We start from the raw sequence: 3655 nt of genomic DNA, 5'->3' as shown, positions 1-3655 counted from the left end.
GTGGGGAAAACTCTCAAAGGGGCCTTTCTTCTAGAGAGAAACGGAGAAACCGGTGTAGTACTTATGATGGAAAAAGCAAAGGACAGAAATCGTGTTTTGAAACAACTTTACACCCAGGATGTATTTGAAAAAGTAGGGGTGGAGATAAAGAACGGTGAGGCAGGAATAAAATATTTCAGTTTTCCGTTTTTTCAGATAAAAAAATATATAGTGGAATTTGACAGGGGAGTTATGCTCACTTCGGATAAAAATTTAATAAAAAAAAGATCAACAATTTCAGGAGAAAATAATTTTTATAAAATTGATGATAAAAGAATCACGCTGAAATACAAGGGGGATACAGATGGATATTTTGGATCTAAAAAGAGAACATTCTCAGCATATTGAGAAAATAGAAGAAATTAGGGGGTCTCTTTGACCTTGTAGGAAAAGAAGGCAAGGTAAAAGAACTGGAGAAAGAGACGCTGAAAGACGGCTTCTGGAATGATAAAAGAGAGAGTCAAAAGCTGATAAAGGAGATGAATGACCTCAAAGATATTATAGGGGAATATCGTTCTATCGAAAAACTTTGTGAAGAGGTAACAGTCCTTCTTGAATTTGTGGAAATGGGAGAGGAAGAGTTCCTGGAAGAGCTGGAGATGAAGCATAAGGGTCTGGATAAAGTTATAGGGGCCTTTGATGTCAAACTTCTTCTGGACGGAGAATATGATGCCAGTAATGCAATAGTAACAATCCACTCTGGTGCAGGGGGAACAGAGGCCTGTGACTGGGCTGACATGCTCTACAGGATGTATTCTAGATGGTGTAATAATAAAGGCTACAAGATGACTGAGCTCGACTTTATGCCGGGAGAGATGGTGGGAATAAAGTCTATAACTTTTCTCGTAGAGGGGATGAGGGCTTATGGATATATGAAAAATGAGAAGGGAATACACAGACTTGTGAGAATATCACCCTTTGATGCAAATAAAAAGAGACATACTTCTTTTGCCTCTGTAGATGTGATGCCGGAAGTAGATGAGACTGCAGATATAGAGATAAATACCGGAGATCTGAAAATAGATACTTACAGAGCAAGTGGAGCCGGCGGTCAGCATGTAAACACCACGGATTCTGCAGTAAGGATAACACATCTTCCGAGCGGCGTAGTAGTAACCTGTCAGAGGGAAAGATCGCAGCTCCAAAACAGAGAGACAGCCATGAAGTTACTGAAGTCAAAGCTTCTCGAGTTGGAGATGAAAAAAAGAGAAGATGAGCTGAAAAAGATCCAGGGGGAACAAAGTGATATAGGATGGGGAAGTCAGATAAGATCCTATGTGTTCCAGCCTTATACCCTGGTAAAGGATCACAGAACCCTTGTGGAATCTGGAAATATAAAAGCCGTGATGGACGGAGATATAGACGACTTCATCAACGGCCATCTGAGATGGATGAAAAGATAGATAAATCCTTTATAAGAGTGTAATATCAATAAAAATAATAAAAAGTAAATTCAGGAGGAATAGAGAAATGGAAAGAAGAGTCAGAACAAGAATAGCACCTTCTCCTACAGGAGACCCTCATGTAGGAACAGCATATATAGGACTATTTAACTTAGCTTTTGCAAAAAAAAATGGCGGAGATTTCATACTTAGAATAGAGGATACAGATCAAGGAAGATCTACAAGAGAATCTGAAACTATGATATTTGAAACATTAAAATGGCTGGATATAAACTACAGCGAAGGTCCTGATGAAGGGGGAGAATTTGGTCCCTACAGACAATCAGAGAGATTTCATCTTTACGGAGATTATGCAAGACAACTTGTTGAAAAGGGAGAAGCTTACTACTGCTTCTGCACAAGAGACAGACTGGATAAACTGAGAGAAAGACAGAAGGCCATGGGAAAAGCCCCTGGATATGACGGGCACTGCAGATCGTTGTCGGAAGATGAGGTAAAGGCAAAATTAGAAGCCGGAGAAGAGTATGTAATAAGACTAAAAATGCCTTATGAAGGGGTAACAGTAATAAAGGACAGATTAAGAGGAGACGTGGTTTTTGAAAATGATAAAATTGACGACCAAATCCTTTTAAAAGGTGACGGGTTTCCTACTTACCACCTGGCAAATGTAGTGGACGATTATCTGATGAATATAACTCATGTAATCAGAGCAGAAGAGTGGATCGCATCTACTCCTAAACATATACAGCTTTATAAGGCTTTCGGATGGGAAGCACCGGAATTTATACACATGCCTTTACTTAGAAACTCAGACAGAACTAAGATATCTAAAAGAAAAAACCCAGTATCCCTAAACTGGTATAAAGAGCAAGGATACCTCAAAGAGGGACTAATAAACTTCCTGGGATTAATGGGATACTCTTTTGCAGACAACAGAGAAATATTTACTCTTCAAGAGTTTATAGATAATTTTGATATAAACCATGTATCTCTCGGGGGACCTGTATTTGACCTCGTAAAACTTGGTTGGGTAAATAATCAGCATATGAGAATGAAGGACTTGGATGAGCTTACTGAGCTTGCTATTCCTTTCTTTAAGAATCAAAAGTATATAGGGGAAGAGGTTTCTGAAAAAGAGCATAAAGCTGTAAAAAGAATAGTGGAAATACTGAGGGAAGGAACGCATTTCCTCAAGGAACTGGCAGAAAATGCAGCTATCTACTATAATGATGACTATGATCTTCCTGTAGTCGATGAAGATATGAATAAGAAAGAAAGAAAATCAGTAGAAAAAATGTACAGTGCAATAAATGATGAGGCTGGAAAAGCATCTATTAAGAATTTCATGGGCAAAATTGAAAATGCCGGAGAGGAGCTTACTGAGGAAGAGGCGAAAGCACTTCTTAATGAGACTCTAGAAGAGATAGGAGAAGGGCCTGGTAAGGTTCTTATGCCTCTTAGAGTGGTAATCACCGGTCAGGCAAGAGGAGCTGAGCTTTACCAGGTGATATCTATCATCGGAAGAGACAGAACTCTTGACAGAATAAAGAACATAGTAAAAAAATATAACCTATTTTAATAAAAAAAGTATCCCCGGAACTAGTCCGGGGATACTTTTTTTATTTGGGAATATTTTTACTTTTTAATGTGATTATAACTCCTGAGATGATCATGGCACCTGCAAGAACTTTTTGAATTGTAACTTTTTCTCCTAAGATAAAATAGGCCATTATCATGGAAAAAAGCGGAATTAGATTGATGTAAAGTGATGTTTTTGACGGACCTATTCTCTTTACTGACACCTGCTGCAGCATGTAGGCTATGACAGATGCAAAGGTGGCCATGTATAAAAGACTGCCCCATCCTTTTGATGTAACATTACCGATATAAGAAGCGGGGTTTTCAATTATGACTGCAGGTAAAAGTATCAAAACACAAAATAAAAAGACATAGGCCGTAAGCTTCATAGGTGGAATCCTGTTTAGTACATTTTTCAGAAGTATAAAATAACAGGAAAATGAAAGCACCGCTATAAGCATATACAGGTCTCCGATATTAAAATCCATATTTCTCAGGACTTCATATGATCCGTTTGTAACTATGACAGCAACCCCTATAAAGGAAATAACTATACCGAAGGCCGCTTTTGTGGACACCTTCTCCTTGAGAAATATAGAGGCAAGTATCGTTGTCATTATGGGGTTTGATGCAGC

General features: G+C 38.5%; 4 protein-coding genes. 3 read left to right on the top strand and 1 reads right to left on the bottom strand.

From position 1 onward, the window contains the following. The 3 genes from ABZA26_RS10175 to gltX all read left to right on the top strand — a co-directional run. Nucleotides 1–387, top strand: a 387-nt coding sequence (locus ABZA26_RS10175; protein ID WP_372714414.1) for a hypothetical protein, incomplete at its 5' end; no start/stop codon positions are given. Next, a protein-coding gene (gene prfB, locus ABZA26_RS10170) for a peptide chain release factor 2 (RefSeq protein ID WP_372714413.1) occupies nt 344–1442 on the top strand; the annotation gives its coding sequence in 2 pieces (ribosomal slippage) (nt 344–415 and nt 417–1442; 1098 coding nt in all). The genes ABZA26_RS10175 and prfB, both read left to right, overlap by 44 nt. Before the next feature lie 67 nt (nt 1443–1509). Further along, nucleotides 1510–3021 (top strand): glutamate--tRNA ligase, encoded by a 1512-nt coding sequence (gene gltX, locus ABZA26_RS10165; RefSeq protein WP_372714412.1) that lies wholly within the window; start codon nt 1510–1512, stop codon nt 3019–3021. Nucleotides 3022–3061: 40 nt separating this feature from the next. Here gltX and ABZA26_RS10160 read toward each other — a convergent pair. Continuing rightward, nucleotides 3062–3655: DMT family transporter (locus tag ABZA26_RS10160; protein WP_372714411.1), on the bottom strand; the 594-nt coding region annotated here is incomplete at its 5' end.

Origin of the sequence: Ilyobacter sp. (assembly GCF_041583315.1) — a bacterium.
Classification (GTDB): domain Bacteria; phylum Fusobacteriota; class Fusobacteriia; order Fusobacteriales; family Fusobacteriaceae; genus Ilyobacter.
Note: the sequence above shows the minus strand (reverse complement) of the source record. Positions and strands in the feature narration are given on the sequence as shown.